The organism is Neobacillus dielmonensis, from assembly GCF_000612665.1.
Classification (GTDB): Bacteria; Bacillota; Bacilli; order Bacillales; family Cytobacillaceae; genus Neobacillus; species Neobacillus dielmonensis.
Genome location: NZ_HG942026.1, coordinates 37,207 through 40,031 on the forward strand (window position 1 = coordinate 37,207; position 2,825 = coordinate 40,031).

3 protein-coding genes are annotated in these 2,825 nt (G+C 43.3%); all 3 read left to right on the top strand.

What is annotated here, in order from left to right; genetic code table 11:
- The coding region (gene argS / locus BN2425_RS01830) for an arginine--tRNA ligase (RefSeq protein ID WP_042454427.1) at nucleotides 1-1,410 on the top strand (1,410 nt) is incomplete at its 5' end.
- 71 nt (nucleotides 1,411-1,481) lie between these two features.
- The gene (locus BN2425_RS01835) at nucleotides 1,482-1,952 is read left to right on the top strand and encodes a DinB family protein (protein WP_042454429.1); all 471 of its coding nucleotides are present in this window, start codon (nucleotides 1,482-1,484) and stop codon (nucleotides 1,950-1,952) included.
- Between the two features lie 93 nt (nucleotides 1,953-2,045).
- A partial coding sequence (locus BN2425_RS01840) for an MFS transporter (protein WP_042454432.1) occupies nucleotides 2,046-2,825 on the top strand: 780 nt, incomplete at its 3' end.

Sequence of the window (2,825 nt, forward strand, 5' to 3'; positions counted from 1 at the left end):
ATCATTTCCCAACAAAGCGAGTACGGGTCTCAGAATTTGGGCAATGGCGGGAAGGTGACCATTGATATGTCTTCGCCGAACATTGCCAAACCGTTTTCGATGGGCCATTTGCGGTCCACTGTTATTGGCAATGCTCTTGCCTTGATTGTGGAAAAAAGCGGCTATCAGCCAATCAAGATTAACCATCTTGGCGACTGGGGCACGCAGTTTGGCAAACTCATCAGTGCCTACAAACGCTGGGGCGATGCCGAAATGGTCAAGAAAAACCCGATAAAAGAATTATTGACCCTCTATGTTAAATTCCATGCCGAAGCTGAGACAGACCCTGCTTTAGAAGATGAGGGAAGAAGCTGGTTTAAGAAGCTCGAGGATGGCAATCAAGAGGCCTTGGATCTTTGGCAATGGTTCCGGGATGAATCCTTAAAAGAATTTTCCCGGATTTATGACCTCATGGGTGTAAGCTTTGACTCCTACGCTGGTGAAGCTTTTTATAACGATAAAATGGACCGGATTGTCGAGCTGCTGGAGGAAAAACAACTGTTAGTGGAGTCTGACAACGCACAGGTAGTGGAATTAACAGAAGAAGAACTACCGCCATGTTTAATCAAAAAGTCAGATGGGGCAACACTCTACGCGACTCGCGACCTGGCCGCGGCACTTTACCGCAAGGAGCATTACGACTTCGCCCAATCTCTGTATGTAGTAGGCCATGAGCAAAGCTTGCATTTTAAACAGTTAATCACTGTTCTGAAAAAAATGGGCTTTGATTGGGCTGACAGAATGGTCCATATACCTTTTGGCATGATGCTAAAAGACGGAAAGAAAATGTCTACCCGAAAAGGCAAAGTGGTACTGCTTGAAGAAGTGTTAGCCGAGTCTATCGACATGGCCCGTACGAATATCGAAGAGAAAAATCCGAACTTAACCAACAAAGAGGAAGTCGCCAAACAAGTCGGAGTCGGAGCGGTGATTTTTCATGATTTAAAAAATTACCGGATGAATGATATTGAATTTTCTTTAGAGGAAATGCTCCGTTTTGAAGGAGAAACGGGTCCGTATGTCCAATATACATTTGCAAGAGCTTGTTCCATTTTACGAAAAGCGGGCTGGCAGCCAACAACTGCTCCGTCACAAGCGTATCAAACAGCCTGGGAAAAGGAATGGAAGGTTGTCAGCATGTTAATGGAGTTTCCTACTAGCATCAAGCGGGCCTGCGAAAATTACGATCCATCACAGGTTGCCAAATACATCGTTGACCTAGGGCAAGTATTTAATAAATATTATGCTGAGGTCAAAGTGTTGGAAGAAAGCCCAGAAAGGGAAACACGCTTGGCTCTTGTTTACAGTGTGACGGTCGTGCTTAAAGAAGGTTTGCGCTTATTAGGTATTTCTGCACCCGAAGAAATGTAAGTCATTTTTATTCAAATAACGGATAAACTGGTATAAAATGGTTTTAGATAAACAATAGGGAGGTAATAGGAGTGAGTGAGCGGTTATTTAAAACGATGGAAGTAACAAGGAATTACCTTTTAAAAACAATTAATGGACTGGACGAAGCAATTGCTGATGTACAGCCAGAAGGCTTTAACAACAATATTCATTGGCACATCGGCCACATTCTAACCACAGCAGAACAATTCATGTTTGGGTTTCCAAAAAAATCAACACAACTGCCTGAACGGTATCTGGAGCTATTTGGCACTGGAACCAAACCAGCTGACTGGAAGGAAGACGTTCCGACCGTTGGAGAATTGACCGCTCAGCTTCAAGACCAACTGAAACGAATGAAGGCAATCCCAGCTGAAAGCTTTAACGAACAGCTCAAGACTCCTTTTCTTGGTCAGGAGACTTTTGGAGAACTGATAAGCTTTGCCCTGTTCCATGAAACCATGCACTTGGGGCAAATTCAAGCGATGAAGCGTGTCGTTGCTGCAGCGAGTGTTAAGCAATAAGTCAAGAAAACGTTTCTACAATTGGTAGAGACGTTTTTTCCTTTGGTTTTATTGGCAGAAGGGGATACTACAGAAAAAAAGTGAGGAAGTTCAATGGAACAACAGATTGGAAAACCAAAAGAGAAGATATGGACTAGAGATTTTATTTTTATTGTTTGTGCCAACTTTTTTATTTTTCTTGGATTTCAAATGACTCTTCCGACGATTCCGTTATATGTAGAGGAACTTGGAGGAAATAATCAATTGATTGGTGTAGTGGTTGGGATTTTTACATTCTCCGCCCTGCTGCTTCGGCCATTTGCTGGAAACTGGCTGGAGACCAAGGGAAGAGGTATTGTGTTTTTATCAGGATTAGTGATATTCGTTATATCCGTTGGTTCCTTCGGCTTTTTAGCCAGCATTGCTTTGCTGTTTATGATGCGGGTTGTCCAAGGCGTCGGCTGGGGCTTCTCCACTACGGCCTCAGGCACAATTGCAACGGACTTAATTCCTCCATCCCGGCGCGGGGAAGGATTGGGCTATTATGGATTGTCAGGGAATATTGCCATGGCCATCGGACCATCACTAGGGCTGACATTAACAGGATTTTTAACATTCAAGCAATTATTTATGATTTCTGCGGGATTAGGTTTAATGGCTTTTTTACTGGCATCAAGAATTAAATATAAAAAAGCGGAGCCAGCTAAGGAAAAGGTGAAACTGGCGGTTTATGAAAAAAGCGCCTTAAAGCCATCGCTTTTATTGTTCTTTTTGACGGTTACCTTCGGCGGAATTGCTACATTTCTTCCTTTGTATACGGCTGAAAAACATGTGGCGGGGATTCAATTGTACTTCCTGCTTTATGCCTTAGCTACCTTGGCAACCAGGGCATTT